Raw genomic sequence first — 17542 nt, 5'->3', positions numbered from 1 at the left:
GGTAGCCTCGCCGCCCGCACAATAGATCCCAGAAGCATTGATGAGAGGATGATTGAAAGAATTTCCCTGGCGTTGGCTTATTTCCGCCCAGAGCTGCTAAGCTCGGGTCTTGGCATTGCTGCCTTTTTGAATTTATTAGCCGAGTATAAATTTCAATCCGCCGCACTGACTAGCTGGACTTTGGTGCAGGTCGGGCTGAGCCGCGAACGACAGGGAGGTTACCAATGACCGTCACATTCGCCAACGCCGTCGCCGCAAGACTGCATCTTGACGGCCGACTGCACGCCTTCAGGCAATTCAAATACGCTTATTTGACCTTCAACAAACACCTTCCCGATCGCCATCTGCTGGTCTCGAGCTACCCGCAAGAATGGCTGGACATCTACAGCGCCAATCGCTATCAGCGCATCGATCCCGTCGTGCGCGCCGCCCATAGTCGCTGCGCGCCCTTTATGTGGCACGACACCCCCGTCACCACCGAGGATCGGCATTACCGGAAGATCTTCAGCCAGGCGCGGGAGTACGACATCGTGCACGGCTGCAGCTTTGTTTTGCACGATCACGACAACAACCTGGCGATCTTGTCGATCAGCGCCACGGCAGCCGATGACGCCGAACTGCGGCAGCTGATGGAAGACGAGAGGGCCAGCCTGCAGATGGTATTGGTCGATACCCACCAGCACGCTCTGGCCTTGGCCAGCGCCGAGGCAAGCCGGACAGACCGGCTCTCGCCGCGCGAAGGGGAAATCCTCTACTGGGCCAGCCAGGGCAAAACCTACCATGAGATCGCGCTGATCCTGGGGATAAAAACCGGCACGGTGAAGTTTCACATCGGCAATGCGGTGCGTAAGCTGGGGGTCGCCAACGCCAAACACGCGATCCGGCGCTGCCTCGAACGGCAATTGATCACGCCACCGTAGGCATAAAAAAGCCGGCATCGCTGCCGGCTCTGTGTGCTTTGCCTTGCGGGAAATCAGCCCGCAACGGCGATGCGTTTCATGTCGGTCATGTAGCCACGCAGTTTGCGGCCGACGGTTTCGATAGGGTGGCTGCGTACCGCTTCGTTCACGTCACGCAGCTGCGCGTTGTCCACCGCCGTACCCGCCACGGCTTTACCCAAATCGCCCGCCTGCAGGGTGGTCATGAAGTCCTTCAGCAACGGCACCGCCGCGTTGGCGAACAGGTAGTTGCCGTACTCTGCGGTATCGGAGATAACCACGTTCATTTCATACAGACGCTTACGCGCAATGGTGTTGGCGATCAGCGGCAGCTCGTGCAGCGATTCGTAGTAAGCCGACTCTTCGATGATGCCGGCATCGACCATGGTTTCGAACGCCAGCTCAACGCCCGCTTTCACCATTGCCACCATCAGCACGCCGTGATCGAAGTACTCTTGCTCGCTGATTTTGCCTTCAAACTGCGGCGCATTCTCGAACGCGGTTTTGCCGGTCTCTTCGCGCCAGGTCAGCAATTTCACGTCGTCTTCCGCCCAGTCGGCCATCATGCCGCTGGAGAAAGCGCCGGAGATGATGTCGTCCATGTGCTTCTGGAACAGCGGCGCCATGATGGTTTTCAGCTGTTCGGACAGCGCATAGGCACGCAGCTTGGCCGGGTTGGACAGGCGATCCATCATCAGGGTGATGCCGCCCTGCTTCAGCGCTTCGGTGATGGTTTCCCAGCCGAACTGAATCAGTTTCTCGGCGTAAGCCGGATCGGTGCCCTCAGCAACCAGCTTGTCGAAGCACAGCAGCGAACCCGCCTGCAGCATGCCGCACAGAATGGTCTGCTCGCCCATCAGGTCGGATTTCACTTCGGCGACGAAGGAGGACTCCAGCACGCCGGCGCGGTGGCCACCGGTCGCCGCCGCCCAGGCCTTGGCGATCGCCATGCCTTCGCCTTTCGGATCGTTTTCCGGGTGAACCGCAATCAGGGTCGGCACGCCGAAGCCGCGCTTGTACTCTTCGCGCACTTCGGTGCCCGGGCATTTCGGCGCGACCATCACCACGGTGATGTCTTTACGCACCTGCTCACCCACTTCAACGATGTTGAAGCCGTGGGAGTAACCCAGCGCCGCGCCGTCTTTCATCAGCGGCTGCACCGCACGCACCACGGAAGAGTGCTGCTTGTCGGGCGTCAGGTTGACCACCAGATCCGCCTGCGGGATCAGGTCTTCGTAGGTGCCGACCTTGAAGCCGTTTTCGGTCGCCTTGCGCCAGGAAGCGCGCTTCTCGTCGATCGCTTCTTTGCGCAGGGCATAGGCGACGTCCAGACCGGAATCGCGCATGTTCAGCCCCTGGTTCAGGCCCTGGGCGCCACAGCCGACAATCACCACTTTTTTACCTTTCAGGTAGCCGGCTTCGTCAGCAAATTCGTCGCGCGCCATAAAGCGGCATTTACCCAATTGCGCCAACTGCTGACGCAGGTTCAATGTGTTGAAATAGTTAGCCATGGTGGTACTCCGGTTTGATGTTGTCTTGCATTGTTATTTTCATTCCCCGCCCTGTCTGTGCGGAGATTCGTTAAACTCAATGTATAACAGGAAATGCGTTGCTTAAATTGATATATTGAGAACGTGATATTGCAATTTTTGCAACACTCTCACTGCGAGCGTATCGATATGGATTTACGTGATTTAAAGCTGTTCCTGCATCTGGCCGAAAGCCATCACTTCGGGCGCACCGCCAAGGCGATGCACGTCAGCCCGTCGACGCTCTCCCGCCAGATCCAGCGGCTGGAAGAGATCCTCGGGCAGCCGCTGTTCCTGCGCGATAACCGCACCGTGCAGCTGACCGACGCCGGCGAACAGCTGAAAGAATTCGCCCAGCAAACGCTGCTGCAATATCAGCAGCTGAAGCACTCGCTCGGCCAGCACGGCCCTTCGCTGAGCGGCGAACTGCGGCTGTTCTGCTCGGTGACCGCGGCGTACAGCCACCTGCCGCCGATCCTCGATCGCTTCCGCGCGCAGCACCCGCTGGTGGAGATTAAGCTGACCACCGGCGACGCCGCCGATGCGGTCGACAAAGTGCAATCCAACGAGGCCGATCTCGGCATCGCCGGCCGGCCGGAAACGCTGCCCGCCAGCGTGGCGTTCACCAAAATCGGCGAAATCCCGCTGGTGCTGATCGCGCCGGCGCTGCCCTGCGCGGTGCGCAGCCAGGCGTTCGCCGACAGGCCCGACTGGGCCGAGATCCCGTTCATCCTGCCGGAGCACGGCCCTTCGCGAAAACGCATCGAGCTGTGGTTCCGCCGCCACCGCATCAGCAATCCGCTGATTTACGCCACCGTCGGCGGCCACGAAGCCATCGTGTCGATGGTCGCTCTGGGCTGCGGCATCGCGCTGATCCCGAGCGTAGTGGTGGACAACAGCCCGGAGCCGGTACGCAACCGCATCTCGCAGCTGGATAACATCTCGATGGTCGAACCGTTCGAGCTGGGGGTCTGCGTTCAGAAAAAGCGCCTCAGCGATCCGCTGATCGACGCCTTTTGGCGCTTGCTGCATCCCCGCTGACGCGGGGTTTACAGATCCGCCGGATCGACCTGCTTCATCGTCTCTACCTGCATCAGCCAGTGGTAGAGCGGCTCAAGCTGCAAAAATGCCCCGGCCAGCAGCGGCGCCAGATCGGCGCTGAGCAGCTTTTCCACTTCGCTGTCGGTCACCATCACCGCGAACGATTTGCGGTTGTACCAGGTGGCGATCTCCGCCGCCTGTTCCTTCACCAGCGGGCGCTTGTAGCTCTCACCCACCAGCTCGAACGGCGGCCGACAGCAGGCGGCCGCCTCAAGGAAAGGCTGCGGCCGCTGCCTCAGCGTATGGCGGAACAGATCCATGGTCGGCTTGTTGGCGCTGTAGTAGCCGAGCCCATAGCGCAGCATGTCCGGCCCCAGTTCGAAAAAGTAAACCGGCGCGTCTTTCCAGTCTTTACTCGGGCGTTTGAACGTCAGCCACATGCGGCTGCGGTAGCGCGATTTGTCATGTGAAAAGCGCGTATCGCGATGAATGCGCGACAGCGTTTTGCCGATCGCCGGGCGAGTCTCGAACTGCGGGTCGATCGCCAGCATGCCGGGAGCCAGCTGCTCCACCAGCGCGCGAAACGGCGCCAGCAGCTCGCGATCGTAGATGTCGCGGTTGCCGTCGAACCACGCCTTATCGTTCTCGATCCGCACCTGCTGCAGGAAATTCAGACCCTGCTGGCTAAAGCCGGAGAAGGGTTGCGTCATAAGTTTTTCCGTTCTGACGGTTTATCGGGTGTTGCGCAGATCTTCCCTCTGCCAACGGCGTTTGATCAACACGCGCCGACGCGTGCGAAAATAAGCGACATAGAGAGAGAACGCCGCCCGGTTGCTGAATAGCGCACCGCCAACCACGCCCCCCAGCAGCATGGCGACAGTGGCGATGCCGGTCATCCCCGCCGCCCACGCCGCCGCGGCGCCAAGGCAAAACAGGCCGAGCATGCCAAGGTAATATTGCAACAATACCACCCCGCTGCTTTTCCCCTGCACTAGTTGGAACAGGATCAACGTCATCCACACCGCCACGATCGCGCCGCTGCCCATGAGAACGGCGGCGGAAGTCTTGCCGCTCCAGGCGGCCGCCACGTCCGTGGCCAGGCCCATCACGCCCGCCAGCCCCAGCGTCAGGCAAACCATCAGCAACATGACATTGCCGACGCCCGGCGGCGACAGCCGCTGGCCCGGCGTCAGGAAATGCTGCTCGAGCTGCGCATCCACACCGGCGAAAAGCGCGCCATCGCGCGCCGCGATTTGGCGTTCCATCTCCCGGCCCTGCGCGATCAGGCGTTTAATCATCCAGTCCGCCATTACCTCACCATCTGCGGCAATTTCTGCATAATGCCCACAAAATACTGCCCGGTGGTTTTCACATTCACCGGCGCAGACAGGGTGCCGCTGATGCCGCTGCCCACGAACGTCAATGAGTTATTGAGCGCCGAATGCAATTGCTGGCGCAGCCCGTTTTGGATCGCTTCCGTCGGGTAGCGCTTCGGGTATAAGCCGTTCTTCACCATCTCTTTCAAGACGTTATTGGAAATTCCCGGATTTTCCGCCCGAATGATGTTTTCGGTCAGCCGCTTCCTTTCGCTACGGGGCATGCTTTTCAGCCATTCCGTCGCCTTGCGCGCCGAAATGCGGCGCATGGCGCGGTAGGTCATCGTCGCTTCCTTCAGGGCAGCCCCGGCACTGGCCAGCGAGATCACATCGAGCACGGTACTGGTAGCGATATACCACTGTTCTGAGTCGAGCTGAGCCAGTTCATCGCCTTTCCCGTCATAAAGCTTGTTGACGCGGTACAGCCCATTGCCGCACTGCAACGCGCTGGCAGCCATGCCGGCATAACCCAGATAAGCCACCGCCGAGCTGGTGCCGCCGGTAAACGGCACGGCGACGCTGCCCGACGCCAGTAAAAATACCGATACCAGCAGCGTTCCGCACGACAGCGCGGCCGAGGCCAACTCTTTGCTGACGCTGGGTTTGCTCAACGCTTCCGACAGCGTATTGGTCGCGGCAACGCGTGAAGTATGAGCCACCGTTTTGCTGATGACCACGTGGGTAACCTGCGAAGCGTTTGAGTAACCGGTGTGCTGCGTCGGGCGGACTAAAAATGAGTTCTGCCCGTCGGAAAAAATAATGCCCACGCCATGAAAGGCGAGGCTGCAGTCCAGCGAGTCCTGCAAGGCTTGCAGATTAATATCGCGATAGAATTCTTGTACGCCGGTATTGCCCAACAGGCGGGCAAACTCGGCGTTGGTCAAATCGTCTTCGGGGGAACCGAACGGCGTAGAAAAAGCGGTTTTCATTGTCGTGCATCCCTATACGTCAGAAGTCTTGGCAGTATAAAAATGCACGACAAAATCACAACCATGCAACCCATAAACTGACTAACGCGTCACGGTTGCTTATCAATCCGACTCACCCCTGCAAAAAGAAGCGGAACGCCGGGTTGTCGGTTTCGTCGTGGCAATCGTAGCCCAACGCCTGCAGGTGCCGCTCGAATTCCGGCTCGGTTTGCGCCAGTTCGAAGGCCGCCAGCACCCGGCCGAAGTCGGTACCGTGGCTGCGATAGTGGAACAGCGAAATGTTCCAGTGCGTGCCCAGCGTCTGCAGGAACTTCAGCAGCGCGCCCGGCGACTCCGGAAACTCAAAGCTGTACAGCCGTTCGCGCAGCGGCTTCGACGGACGCCCGCCCACCATGTAGCGCACGTGCAGCTTGGCCATCTCGTCGTCCGATAGATCCACCACCTGATAACCGTCGGCGTTGAGTTCGTCGATGATCTCCCGCCGTTCGGCGTGGCCGCGCGTCAGACGCACGCCGACGAAAATGCAGGCGTTGTCGGCATCGGCGTAGCGGTAGTTGAATTCGGTCACCGAGCGGCCGCCCAGCAGTTGGCAGAACTTGAGGAAGCTGCCCTGCTGTTCCGGAATGGTTACCGCCAACAGCGCTTCGCGTTGTTCGCCCAGTTCGCAACGTTCGGAAACGTAGCGCAGCCCGTGGAAGTTGAGGTTGGCGCCGGACAGCACGTGCGCCAGACGCTCGCCCTGAATGTTGTGCTGCTGCACGTACTTTTTCAGCCCCGCCAGCGCCAGCGCGCCGGAAGGTTCGGCAATGGCGCGCACGTCCTCGAACAGATCTTTGACCGCCGCGCAGATGGCGTCGCTGTCCACGGTGATCACGTCGTCCAGATACTCACGGCATAGGCGGAACGTTTCGTCTCCGATGCGCTTCACCGCCACGCCTTCAGCGAACAGCCCGACGCGCGCCAGATCCACCGGATGGCCGGCATCCAGCGCCGCGCGCAGGCAGGCGGAGTCTTCCGCTTCGACGCCAATCACTTTGATCTGCGGCATCAGCTGCTTGATCAGCACCGCCACCCCGGCAGCCAGGCCGCCGCCGCCGACCGGCACGAAGACCCGATCCAGATGCGCGTCTTGCTGCAGCAGCTCCATCGCCAGCGTGCCCTGCCCGGCGATCACCGTCGGATGATCGAACGGCGGCACGAAGGTCATTCCTTGCTGTTGGGAAAGCTCGATCGCCTTCGCTTTCGCCTCGTCGAAATTGGCGCCGTGCAGCAGCACTTCGCCGCCGAAACCGCGCACCGCATCCACCTTGATGTCCGCGGTGGACACCGGCATCACGATCAGCGTTTTGATCCCCAGCCGTTTACCGGAGAAGGCGACGCCCTGCGCGTGGTTGCCGGCCGAAGCCGTTACGACGCCGCGCGCCTTCTGCTCTTCGTCCAGCCCGGCGATCATCGCATAGGCCCCGCGCAGCTTGAAGCTGTGCACCGGCTGGCGATCTTCGCGCTTCACCAAAATGGTGTTGCCGAGGCGCGAAGAGATTTTGCTCATGGCCTGCAACGGGGTGACCTGCGCCACCTCGTAGACCGGCGAGCGCAGTACCGCTCGCAGATATTCCGCGCCACAGGGGGCGCTGGGTAGGGGTTGAGAGACCGCCATACTACTTATCCCCCCAGTTTGCTCTTGTCGCGCACCGCGCCTTTGTCGGCGCTGGTGGCCAACGAGGCGTAAGCGCGCAGCGCGAAGGACACCTGACGTTCACGGTTTTTCGGCGTCCAGGCCGCATCGCCGCGCGCCAGTTCCGCCTCATGCCGCGCCGCCAGCTCCTGCTCGCTGACATCCAGCTGGATGCCGCGATGCGGAATGTCGATCGCGATCATGTCGCCGTCCTGCACCAGGGCGATCAGGCCGCCGTTGGCCGCCTCCGGCGAGGCGTGGCCGATGGACAGCCCGGAGGTGCCGCCGGAGAAACGTCCGTCGGTGATCAGCGCACACGCCTTGCCCAGCCCCATCGATTTCAGATACGTGGTTGGGTAAAGCATTTCCTGCATGCCCGGCCCGCCTTTCGGCCCTTCGTAACGGATAACGACCACGTCGCCCGCCACCACTTTGCCGCCGAGGATAGCTTCTACCGCATCATCCTGGCTTTCATACACTTTGGCCGGGCCGCGGAAGGTGAGGATTTCCTTGTCTACGCCGGCGGTTTTGACGATACAGCCATTTTCCGCCAGGTTGCCATACAGCACCGCCAACCCGCCGTCCTGACTGTAGGCGTGCTCACGGGTGCGGATGCAGCCTTCCTTGCGGTCGGTGTCCAGCGAATCCCAGCGGCAGTCCTGAGAGAATGCCTGCGTGGTACGAATACCGGCCGGCCCGGCGGAGTACATTTTCTTGACGCTTTCGTCGCGGGTCAGCATCACGTCGTAGGCTTCCAGCGTCTGCGGCAGGGTCAGCCCCAGCACGTTGTTCACCTCGCGGTTCAGCAAACCGGCGCGATCCAGCTCGCCGAGGATGCCGATTACGCCGCCGGCGCGGTGCACGTCTTCCATATGGTATTTCTGCGTGCTCGGCGCCACCTTGCACAGGTGCGGCACTTTGCGCGACAGGCGGTCGATGTCTTCCATGGTGAAGTCCACCTCGCCTTCCTGCGCCGAAGCCAGCAGGTGCAGCACGGTGTTGGTCGAGCCGCCCATGGCGATGTCCAGCGTCATGGCGTTCTCAAACGCCGCCTTGTTGGCGATATTGCGCGGCAGCGCGCTCTCGTCGTCCTGCTCGTAATAGCGTTTGGTCAACTCGACGATGCGCTTGCCGGCGTTGAGGAACAGCGCTTTGCGATCGGCGTGAGTGGCCAGCAGCGAGCCGTTGCCCGGCTGCGACAGGCCCAGCGCTTCGGTCAGGCAGTTCATCGAGTTGGCGGTAAACATGCCGGAGCAGGAACCGCAGGTCGGGCAGGCGGAACGCTCGATCTGCTCGCTGTCGGCGTCGCTGACGTTCGGGTTCGCGCCCTGGATCATCGCGTCCACCAGATCCAGCTTGATGATCTGATTGGAGAGTTTGGTCTTGCCGGCTTCCATCGGGCCGCCGGAGACGAAGATCACCGGGATATTCAGGCGCAACGCCGCCATCAGCATTCCCGGGGTGATCTTGTCGCAGTTGGAGATGCACACCATCGCGTCGGCGCAGTGGGCGTTCACCATGTATTCGACCGAGTCGGCGATCAGTTCGCGCGACGGCAGGGAATAGAGCATGCCGCCGTGGCCCATGGCGATGCCGTCATCCACCGCGATGGTGTTGAACTCTTTGGCCACGCCGCCGGAGGCTTCGATCTGTTCGGCGACCAGTTTGCCCAGATCGCGCAGATGCACGTGGCCCGGCACGAACTGGGTAAAGGAGTTGACCACGGCGATGATCGGCTTGCCGAAATCGGCGTCGGTCATCCCGGTCGCGCGCCACAATGCGCGGGCACCCGCCATATTGCGGCCGTGGGTGGTGGTGGCGGAACGGTACTTAGGCATGCTCTTTTCACTCCAAATGTATTTATGACAGGCGGCGAACGAACCGCCTGGATATTCTTATCTTGTCTGTCTTGTCGTTACGGATTTACCGGATCCAGCCAGCCGTATTTGTCTTCTGTCTTGCCGCTGAACAGGCCGAAGAACGCCTGCTGGATCTGTTTGGTCACCGGGCCGCATTTGCCGATGCCGACCTGAATGCCGTCCACGCTGCGCACCGGCGTGATTTCCGCCGCGGTGCCGGACATGAACACTTCGTCGGCCAGGTACAGCGATTCGCGCGACAGCACCTGCTCACGCACTTCGAAGCCCATGTCTTTCGCCAGCTTGATGATCGCGTCGCGGGTGATGCCCGGCAGCGCCGAAGAGGTGAACGGCGGGGTGTAAATCACGCCGTCTTTCACTTCAAACAGGTTCTCGCCCGCCCCTTCGGAAATGTAGCCGTGCACGTCGAGCGCAATGCCTTCCTGATAGCCGTGGCGACGCGCTTCGCTGCCCACCAGCAGAGAGGAAAGATAGTTGCCGCCAGCCTTGGCCGCGGTGGGGATGGTGTTAGGTGCGACGCGGTGCCAGGAGGAGACCATCGCGTCGATGCCTTGATCCAGCGCTTCTTCACCCAGATAAGCGCCCCAAGGAAACGCCGCGATAATCACGTCCGTTTTGTAACCGGCCGGCGGGTTGACGCCCATGCCGACATCGCCGACGAACACCAGCGGGCGGATGTACGCGCTGACCAGGTTGTTCTTGCGCAACGTGGCGCGGCAGGCTTCCATCAGTTCGTCAACGCTTTGCGAAACCGGCATGCGGTAGATTTTCGCCGAATCGTGCAGGCGCTGCATATGCTCGCGATGACGGAACACTACCGGCCCCAAGTGCGAGTCGTAGCAGCGCACCCCCTCAAATACCGACGTGCCGTAATGCAGCGCGTGCGACATCACGTGCACTTTGGCCTCGGCCCAGGGAACCATCTCACCATTGAACCAAATGTAATCGGCTTTCTTTGTCATTGTTATTTATCCTTCTCGGCGCCTCAGGCGCGTATTTGTTGTGATGTTGGCTGCTGGATCTCGACGCAGGAGACGTCCATCAGTTTACTTAATTGAGATGACAACAGGGCAACCGGACGCGGGCTGGCAACGGTCAATTCGATATTGATGCTGTCGGCGTTGGCCGGGGAAACCATATTCATAGCACAAACCTGAAAGCCGCGATGACGCACGACCCGCAATACGCGCTCTAACATTTCGGGGCGAAAACGCGCCTGGATCGAGAGTTGATGCTGCATCATGATATTTCCTCCAACATGGTTTCGTTGCCGGCGCCCGGCGGCACCAGCGGCCAGACGTTTTCGAGTTCGTCGATAGAGACCTGCAGCAGATAAGGGCCTTCGGTGTTGAACAGCGCCTCGAGCGCGCCCTCCACCTGATCCTTGCGGCTGATGCACTGGCCGGGAATGCCGAAGGCGGCGGCCAGCATCAGGAAGTCGGGGTTATCGGACAGGTTGGTTTCGCTGTAGCGGCCGTCGAAGAACAGCTGCTGCCATTGGCGTACCATTCCGAGGCGCTGGTTGTCCAGCAGCACGATCTTCAGCGGCAGCTGTTTGCGCTTGATGGTGCCCAGTTCCTGCACGTTCATCATGAAGGAGCCATCGCCCGAGACGCAGATCACCGTATCTTGCGGGCGCGCGATCTGGGCGCCTACTGCCGCCGGCACGCCGAACCCCATGGTGCCGAGGCCGCTGGAGGTGATGAAATTCTCCGGGCGTTCGAACGTCATGTGCTGCGCGCTCCACATCTGGTGCTGGCCCACGTCGGTGGTCACTACGCTGTTGGCCGGCTTGCGGGCGGACAGCTGGCGCAAGAACAGCGGCGCGTAGATCGGCTGGCCGGGGTGATCGTAGCGGCAGGCGTGGTCGGCTTTCAGCGCCGTCACCTGCTGCTGCCAAGGGGCGATGTTCAGCGGGCGCTGCAACGCCGGCAGCAACGCTTTCAGATCGCCCTGCAGGGCCACATGCGCCTGGCGCAGCTTGCTCATTTCCGCCGGGTCGATATCCATGTGGATCACTTTGGCGTGCGGCGCGAAGGCGTTCAGTTTGCCGGTCACGCGGTCATCGAAACGCGCGCCGACGGCAATCAGCAGATCGCACTCCTGCACCGCCAGGTTGGCAGCCTTGGTGCCGTGCATGCCCAACATGCCGAGGTACAGCGGATCTTGCGCATCCGGCGCGCCCAGCCCCTTCAGGGTGGCGACGTTCGGCATGCGGGTCACGGCGATGAACTCGCGCAACGCCGGCACCGCCTGCGCCATGCCCACGCCGCCGCCGACGTACAGCATCGGTTTGTGCGCCTGCGCCAGCAGCTCGGCCGCCTCCGCCAACGCCGCCGCCGGGAATGCCGGCGCTTCATCGACCGGCATCAGATGCGGGTGCAAGTCGCCCTGCGCCAGCTGGATGTCTTTCGGGATATCGATCAGCACCGGGCCAGGACGGCCGCCGGCGGCGATGGCGAAGGCTTCCGCCATAATGCCCGGCAGCGCGTCCAGCGATTCCACCAGGAAGCTGTGCTTGGTGCAGGCCAGAGACAGGCCGAGAACATCGATCTCCTGAAAGGCATCGGTGCCGATCAGCGCGGAACCCACCTGACCGGTGATGGCGACAACGGGAACGGAATCGAGCAGCGCATCAGCCAGGCCGGTGATCAGGTTGGTGGCGCCGGGGCCGGAAGTGGCGATGCAAACGCCGACTTTGCCGGTGGCGCGGGCGTAGCCGATGGCGGCCATCGCGGCGCCCTGTTCATGGCGGCACAGCAGGTGTTCCACACCGCCGTCGTACAACGCATCGTACACCGGCATGATTGCCCCGCCCGGATAGCCGAATACGGTATCCACACCCTGCGCACGCAACGCTTGAACTACCCACTGAGCGCCATTCATAGTTATTTCCCCGCCTTACTTCGAAAACCGCAGGATTTTGTTCTGTTTTTCATGCTCTGCCCCTTGCTCCACTTTTCTCTTGCCAATAAAAAACCCCCGGACCTGACGGTGCGGGGGTTCTCTTGCGATTCCGGCTTGTTTGCTAAGCCTTTCTTCGTCCAAGTGCAGCCCCGCACGGTGGGATAATAATCACCACCACGCTAATCACGACTAGGCTAATCACTTGGGCAAAGGCTTTCATAATGGGTTTGTTCACTGTGCTCATTCAGAACTAATGCTTACAGAGGTACCATAGTCGCGCGCGGCATGACAACACTTTTTTTGCGTTATTATTCGGCGCAATCTGGTCATACCTCACGCGAATCGCCCGGATTTCACACGTTGGCGCGCACGCCCGGATTTCTCACCGCGTCTGTGATCGCCTTGCCGCGCGTATCCTTGCCGAAGAACACCAACAGGGCGATCGCCAGCGCCACCGTACCGGCGACGATCGCCATCGCCAGGCCGTAATTATGCCCATGATGTTCGGCGATGGTCGCCTGCAGCGTGGCGTTGACCGAAGCGATCAGGTTACCCAACTGGTACACGAACCCCGGCAGCACCGCGCGGGTGTTGGCCGGCACCAGCTCAGTCAGGTAGGTCGGCACCACGCCCCAGGCGCCCTGCACCATGAACTGCATCAGGAAAGCGCCGATCCCCAACATCAGCGAACCGCTGGAAAATGCCCACAGCGGGATCACCGGCAGCGCCAGCAGCGCGGCGATGATGATCGCTTTTTTGCGGCCGATCTTTTCCGACAACGAACCGAAGAAAACACCGCCAATAATTGACGCGATATTGTAGCTAATGGCGATGATACTAACGGTTTTTGGATCGAAACCATGCTGAACTTTCAGAAACACCGGATACAGATCCTGCGTGCCGTGGGAGAAGAAATTGAACGCCGCCATCAGTAGCACCAAATAGCAGCACAGCTTCCAGTGGCTCTTCAACACCGGCAGCAAGGCAGAGCTTTCCTTGCGTTCACGCGCCGCCAGCCACACCGGCGACTCCTGCACGCAATAATAAATAAATGGCAGCAGCAGGATCGGCGCCGCGCCGATAACAAACATGCCGCGCCAGCCGACCGTTTCGAACAGCAGGCCGTACACCACCGCCGCCAGCAGATAACCGAACGGATAGCCGGCCTGGAAAATGCCCGACATCAGGCCGCGCGAGCGGTCCGGTATGGTTTCCATCGCCAACGACGACGCCACGCCCCAGATGCCGCCCATCGCAACGCCGTACAACACCCGCAACAGCAAGAAGACCGTCAGCGAGGGCGCGGCGGCGGAGAGCAGCTCAAACACCGAGAAGAAGACGATATTCAGCATCAGGATCGGCTTGCGGCCATATTTTTCCGCCGCACGCCCGAAGATCAGCGCGCCAATCGGGCGCACCGCCAGCGTGAGCAAAATCGCCAACGTCACCTGTTCCAGACCGACGTGAAAGGATTGCGCGATGTCACTGAGTAAGAATACCAGCACGAAAAAATCGAAAGCGTCGAGCGTCCAGCTTGAAAAGCTGGCGATTGCCGCGTTGCGTTGCAGCGGGGTCCAACCAAACATAGTGTTATCCCTACCGTAGAGTACGAAGTCAGGAGGTTTAGCGGCTGCCGGGCAGAATGCGGCGGCGGTCGGGGTTTGTTAAAGAAGTGATTTTTCTTTTAATCAATTGTTAAATACACCCGTTAACCCTATGGTTGCAATGCGTATGGGCCGCTAATATGTTGCAGCCTTCAGCGAATTGTTAATGGGTATTGCCGCAGGTTGCGAGGCGGCTCGCACAACCTCATTTATTTCGATGAAAATCAGCGATTACTCTGCTAAATGTATCGAAAAATCACCAATAACACCGCGCAATGCCCAGATAAATCACGCATCATGTCGCCCTTAGCAAGGAGAGCGATATGTCACTGGCGGTAATCTATAGCCGCGCCATCATCGGCGTTCAGGCCCCTTCCGTGACGGTGGAGGTGCATATCAGCAATGGCCTGCCCGGCCTGACGCTGGTCGGCCTGCCGGAAACCACGGTAAAAGAGGCGCGCGATCGGGTGCGCAGCGCCCTGATCAATAACGGTTTCACCTTTCCCGCCCGGCGCATCACCGTCAATTTGGCGCCCGCCGATCTGCCGAAAGAAGGCGGGCGTTACGATCTGCCGATAGCACTGGCGATCCTCGCCGCCTCCGAGCAATTGCCCCTCGCACCGTTGGCGCGCTACGAGTTTCTTGGCGAGCTCGCGCTGTCCGGCTCACTGCGCGCGGTCAGGGGGGCGATCCCGGCGGCGCTGGCGGCGGCTGATGCCGGGCGGCAACTGATCCTCTCAACGGACAACGCCGCCGAAGTCGGCCTGATCGCGCAGTCGCACTCCCATACCGCCCGGCACCTGTTGGAAGTCTGCGCCTTTCTGCTCGGCCAGGGCGAACTGCCGGTGGCGGCCACGCCTCCCGCTGCGGACACCGCCTGCGACAGCGCCGATCTGCGCGATATCATCGGCCAGGAGCAGGCCAAGCGGGCACTGGAGATCGCCGCCGCCGGCGGGCATAACCTATTGCTGATTGGGCCGCCGGGCACCGGTAAAACCATGCTGGCCAGCCGCCTCACGAGCCTACTGCCACCGCTCACGGAGCCTGAGGCGCTGGAAAGTCTGGCGGTCGCCAGCTTGCAGCATCACATTCCCGCAGCCCTACCATGGCGCCAGAGGCCGTTTCGCGCACCGCACCACAGCGCCTCGATGGCGGCATTGGTCGGCGGCGGCTCACTGCCGCGACCGGGCGAGATCTCGATGGCGCATAACGGCGTGCTGTTTCTGGATGAACTGCCGGAATTCGAGCGTAAGGTACTGGATGCGCTGCGTGAGCCGTTGGAATCCGGCGAGATCGTGATTTCACGCGCCAACGCCAAGGTCTGTTTCCCCGCCAGAGTGCAGCTGATCGCGGCAATGAACCCCAGCCCGACGGGGCACTATCAGGGGCTGCACAATCGCGCCTCACCGCAGCAGGTGTTGCGCTATCTGGCCCGGCTGTCAGGGCCTTTTCTCGACCGTTTCGATCTGTCTATCGAAGTGCCGCTGTTGCCGCCGGGAACACTCAGTCATCGGAAAACACACGGAGAAAGCAGCGAACAAGTGCGGAAAAGAGTGCTGCTGGCACGCGCCCGGCAACTTGAACGCGCCGGTAAAGTCAACGCGCTGCTGAGCAACCGCGAAGTGGAACGGGATTGCGTTCTGCAGGCGGCAGACGCCGAGTTTTTGGAGGCGACATTAAACGCGCTGGGGTTATCGGTTCGCGCCTGGCAGCGCATCTTGAAAGTGGCGCGCACGCTGGCGGATTTGGCGGGAGATGCTGAGCTCGACAGGCGCCACCTCAGCGAAGCGCTGGGCTATCGCAGCATGGACCGCCTGCTGTTACAACTGCATCGTAGTCTGGAATGAAAATGGGGCCCGCAGGCCCCATCGTCTTTAGTCTTCGCTGTCGCTGTAATCTTCTACTGCGTCAGCCTGCGGTTTACCGCCGGACAGAGTATGGAATTTCTTCGGGCGACGTGTGCGCGCCAGATATTTAGCCCATACTTTTTCCTGCTCGGTAGCCGCTTCGCGCTCACCGCGGCACACTGCGACGAACAGTTGTTCTTCTTCAGTGGCCGGCTGGCGTTTGCCCGAGTCCAGCTCGTTAAACGCGTAGCCGAAGCGCTCTAGCAATTGCGCCTCTTTAATGGTGAAATCGCCGTGACGGGAGAACCCGCGAGGGTAATGTTTATTATCAAAAAAACGATTGGTCGTGGTGAAGCTATCCGCCATCTGACACGCTCCTAATTCTCTTATGGCCGTGCTGTTTATGGCGCGGAGTATTAGATAGGCTTGACAGCGTGTAAAACAAAACATTTAAATCTTAACGACAAATTTTTTTGGAGATAGGTGTGGATACCGAATTACTGAAAACCTTTTTGGAGGTCAGTAGAACGCGTCACTTTGGCAGAGCCGCAGAATCTTTGTACTTAACGCAGTCCGCGGTCAGTTTCCGCATCCGTCAGTTAGAAAACCAGCTGGGCGCCAATTTATTTACCCGTCATCGCAATAATATCCGCCTGACGCCTGCCGGCGAGCGGCTTCTGCCCTATGCCGAGAGCCTGATGAACACCTGGCAGCTGGCGAAAAAGGAGGTCGTGCGTTCGCTGCAACACACCGAGTTGTCGATCGGCGCTACCGCTTCGCTGTGGGAAGCCTATCTGACCCCTTGGCTACAGGCGCTCTATCAACAACGCGAAGCGCTGCAGCTAGAAGCCAGGGTGGCATTAAGGCACTCTTTGGTAAAACAACTGCATGAAAGGCAGCTCGATTTACTGATCACCACTGAACCGCCGAAGATGGATGAGTTGGCCAGCCAGCAGCTGAGCAATTTCTCATTACGCCTGTTCTCATCCGCTTATCGTGACAAACAGGCCCCAATGCCCTACATCAAACTGGAATGGGGAGCCGACTTCCACCAACAGGAAAACCGCATGTTGGAAGGTGATAACGTGCCGGTGCTTACCACCACCTCTGCTCACCTGACGCGTCAGCTGTTGGAAACCACGGGCGGATGCGCTTTCCTGCCCAGCCAGTGGGAAAAAGAGTATCCACAGTTGGTGGCCGCCACCGAGATCCCGCCGATTATCCGCCCACTGTATGCCGTCTGGTTGCAAAATAGCGATCAACAGCCTTTGATTCGGCAATTACTTAAAATACCTTTAAATACCGCAGCCTAAAGCGTTATGGCGGCCTTAAACGCCGTCATCGTGGTCGTGACTGTCTATCAAGCAAAAACGCGCTCATCGCCTTCTGAGAGAAGATAATGCAAAACGAGATAAGAATCAGGAGGCCGGCAGGATAGAGTTCGGAGGAACATGAAGCAACCAGGATCGGGCAAACATCGGCATATAGCGTCAAAAGCGCTCTATTCCAAAGCGGTAAGGAAGAAAAATGATAGGCAAAAAAAAACCCTTTGCTTTCGCAAAGGGTTCTTAATATGGCAGGGGCGGAGAGACTCGAACTCGCGACACCCGGTTTTGGAGACCGGTGCTCTACCAACTGAGCTACGCCCCTAAATCTCGCTTAACATTATGCCTGCTAATAAAGCAGGCATAATTAAATAAGTGGCGGAACGGACGGGGCTCGAACCCGCGACCCCCTGCGTGACAGGCAGGTATTCTAACCAACTGAACTACCGCTCCACCGATTCTTTTACGTTGCATCTTTCGATGCCGGCAAT

The 17542-nt window shown here is 60.1% G+C and carries 17 protein-coding genes and 2 tRNA genes; 5 read left to right on the top strand and 14 right to left on the bottom strand.

What is annotated here, in order from left to right; all coding sequences use genetic code 11:
* Positions 1-48: 48 nt before the first annotated feature.
* The gene (locus tag ACJ8IM_RS18500) at positions 49-228 is read left to right on the top strand and encodes a hypothetical protein (RefSeq protein WP_033649970.1); all 180 of its coding nucleotides are present in this window, start codon (positions 49-51) and stop codon (positions 226-228) included.
* On the top strand, positions 225-920 hold the full coding sequence (locus ACJ8IM_RS18495; protein ID WP_033654498.1) for a LuxR family transcriptional regulator: 696 nt from the start codon (positions 225-227) through the stop codon (positions 918-920). Before ACJ8IM_RS18500 ends, ACJ8IM_RS18495 begins: the two co-directional genes overlap by 4 nt.
* A 53-nt stretch (positions 921-973) precedes the next feature.
* On the opposite strand, the gene ilvC is transcribed toward ACJ8IM_RS18495, so the two are convergent.
* Positions 974-2449: a ketol-acid reductoisomerase gene (gene ilvC, locus ACJ8IM_RS18490; RefSeq protein ID WP_033636408.1), complete on the bottom strand. Its 1476-nt coding sequence runs from the start codon at positions 2447-2449 to the stop codon at positions 974-976.
* A gap of 168 nt (positions 2450-2617) precedes the next feature.
* Between ilvC and ilvY the strand changes: the two genes are divergently transcribed.
* Positions 2618-3508, top strand: a complete 891-nt coding sequence (gene ilvY, locus ACJ8IM_RS18485) for an HTH-type transcriptional activator IlvY (RefSeq protein ID WP_033636409.1) — start codon at positions 2618-2620, stop codon at positions 3506-3508.
* 8 nt (positions 3509-3516) lie between these two features.
* On the opposite strand, the gene ACJ8IM_RS18480 is transcribed toward ilvY, so the two are convergent.
* The 10 genes from ACJ8IM_RS18480 to ACJ8IM_RS18435 form a co-directional block, all read right to left on the bottom strand.
* Positions 3517-4218: a DUF2461 domain-containing protein gene (locus ACJ8IM_RS18480; protein ID WP_033654499.1), complete on the bottom strand. Its 702-nt coding sequence runs from the start codon at positions 4216-4218 to the stop codon at positions 3517-3519.
* Positions 4219-4239: 21 nt separating this feature from the next.
* Positions 4240-4818, bottom strand: coding sequence for a hypothetical protein (locus ACJ8IM_RS18475; protein WP_033654500.1), 579 nt, complete (start codon positions 4816-4818; stop codon positions 4240-4242).
* Entirely contained in the window at positions 4818-5813 is a 996-nt protein-coding gene (locus ACJ8IM_RS18470) for a hypothetical protein (protein WP_033654501.1), read from the bottom strand. Before ACJ8IM_RS18470 ends, ACJ8IM_RS18475 begins: the two co-directional genes overlap by 1 nt.
* A 112-nt stretch (positions 5814-5925) precedes the next feature.
* Positions 5926-7470 (bottom strand): threonine ammonia-lyase, biosynthetic, encoded by a 1545-nt coding sequence (gene ilvA, locus ACJ8IM_RS18465; protein ID WP_033654502.1) that lies wholly within the window; start codon positions 7468-7470, stop codon positions 5926-5928.
* Between the two features lie 5 nt (positions 7471-7475).
* Complete coding sequence (ilvD, locus tag ACJ8IM_RS18460; RefSeq protein ID WP_033649965.1) at positions 7476-9326, bottom strand: dihydroxy-acid dehydratase; 1851 nt, start codon at positions 9324-9326, stop codon at positions 7476-7478.
* Positions 9327-9403: 77 nt separating this feature from the next.
* Complete coding sequence (locus ACJ8IM_RS18455) at positions 9404-10330, bottom strand: branched-chain amino acid transaminase (protein WP_033636413.1); 927 nt, start codon at positions 10328-10330, stop codon at positions 9404-9406.
* A 23-nt stretch (positions 10331-10353) separates the two neighbouring features.
* Positions 10354-10611 carry an acetolactate synthase 2 small subunit gene (ilvM, locus tag ACJ8IM_RS18450; RefSeq protein ID WP_004929955.1) on the bottom strand — a complete coding sequence of 86 codons (258 nt, stop codon included), beginning with the start codon at positions 10609-10611 and terminating at the stop codon, positions 10354-10356.
* Positions 10608-12254, bottom strand: coding sequence for an acetolactate synthase 2 catalytic subunit (gene ilvG / locus ACJ8IM_RS18445; protein WP_033654503.1), 1647 nt, complete (start codon positions 12252-12254; stop codon positions 10608-10610). The genes ilvM and ilvG overlap by 4 nt, the downstream gene beginning before the upstream one ends.
* Before the next feature lie 142 nt (positions 12255-12396).
* Positions 12397-12495 carry an ilv operon leader peptide gene (gene ilvL / locus ACJ8IM_RS18440; protein ID WP_013814970.1) on the bottom strand — a complete coding sequence of 33 codons (99 nt, stop codon included), beginning with the start codon at positions 12493-12495 and terminating at the stop codon, positions 12397-12399.
* 133 nt (positions 12496-12628) lie between these two features.
* Positions 12629-13861 carry an MFS transporter gene (locus ACJ8IM_RS18435; protein ID WP_033654504.1) on the bottom strand — a complete coding sequence of 411 codons (1233 nt, stop codon included), beginning with the start codon at positions 13859-13861 and terminating at the stop codon, positions 12629-12631.
* Positions 13862-14202: 341 nt separating this feature from the next.
* Between ACJ8IM_RS18435 and ACJ8IM_RS18430 the strand changes: the two genes are divergently transcribed.
* Positions 14203-15726, top strand: coding sequence for a YifB family Mg chelatase-like AAA ATPase (locus ACJ8IM_RS18430; RefSeq protein ID WP_033654505.1), 1524 nt, complete (start codon positions 14203-14205; stop codon positions 15724-15726).
* A gap of 27 nt (positions 15727-15753) precedes the next feature.
* Here ACJ8IM_RS18430 and ACJ8IM_RS18425 read toward each other — a convergent pair whose 3' ends face one another.
* Positions 15754-16092: a DUF413 domain-containing protein gene (locus tag ACJ8IM_RS18425; protein WP_004929946.1), complete on the bottom strand. Its 339-nt coding sequence runs from the start codon at positions 16090-16092 to the stop codon at positions 15754-15756.
* Between the two features lie 119 nt (positions 16093-16211).
* On the opposite strand from ACJ8IM_RS18425, the gene hdfR reads away from it, so the two are divergent.
* Complete coding sequence (gene hdfR, locus ACJ8IM_RS18420) at positions 16212-17039, top strand: HTH-type transcriptional regulator HdfR (protein ID WP_033654506.1); 828 nt, start codon at positions 16212-16214, stop codon at positions 17037-17039.
* A gap of 261 nt (positions 17040-17300) precedes the next feature.
* On the opposite strand, the gene ACJ8IM_RS18415 is transcribed toward hdfR, so the two are convergent.
* Together ACJ8IM_RS18415 and ACJ8IM_RS18410 are read right to left on the bottom strand one after the other, a co-directional pair.
* Positions 17301-17376: transfer RNA gene (locus ACJ8IM_RS18415), tRNA-Trp, on the bottom strand.
* 51 nt (positions 17377-17427) lie between these two features.
* A tRNA-Asp gene (locus ACJ8IM_RS18410) sits at positions 17428-17504 on the bottom strand.
* Positions 17505-17542: the final 38 nt, after the last annotated feature.

Origin of the sequence: Serratia sp. CY33525, assembly GCF_052169115.1 — a bacterium.
In the GTDB taxonomy this organism is placed as follows: Bacteria; Pseudomonadota; Gammaproteobacteria; order Enterobacterales; family Enterobacteriaceae; genus Serratia; species Serratia sarumanii.
Note: the sequence above shows the minus strand (reverse complement) of the source record. Positions and strands in the feature narration are given on the sequence as shown.